This is a genomic window from Paraburkholderia sp. BR10936 (assembly GCF_040965735.1).
Taxonomy (GTDB): Bacteria; Pseudomonadota; Gammaproteobacteria; order Burkholderiales; family Burkholderiaceae; genus Paraburkholderia; species Paraburkholderia nodosa_A.
Genome location: NZ_JBFRCM010000080.1, coordinates 1 through 347, shown reverse-complemented (window position 1 = coordinate 347; position 347 = coordinate 1). Strand labels below are relative to the sequence as shown.

Annotated in this window: 1 pseudogene; it reads left to right on the top strand. The window is 65.1% G+C overall.

From position 1 onward, the window contains the following. Positions 1-347, top strand: a pseudogene (locus AB4Y36_RS40500) (monooxygenase); the annotation flags it as partial.

Here is a 347-nt window from a genome sequence, read left to right as displayed (position 1 = left end):
CCTATGAGCAGATCGAATGGCTCAAGGCCGCCGGATTCGGCGCCGTTCGCGTGCCGGTCGAGCATGGTGGCGCGGGGGCTTCGCTGCCGCAACTGATTCAGCTGCTGATCGAACTGGCCGAGGCGGATTCGAATTTGCCGCAGGCACTGCGCGGCCACTTCGCGTTCGTCGAGGACCGGCTCAACGCGGAGCCAGGCCCGGCGCGCGATGTCTGGTTCAAGCGATTTGTCGACGGCGAACTGGTGGGAAACGCCTGGACCGAAGTCGGCAGCGTGGCGATCGGCGACGTGATCACGCGCGTGTCACGTGATGGCGCACGCTGGGTGGTGAACGGAGAGAAGTACTAC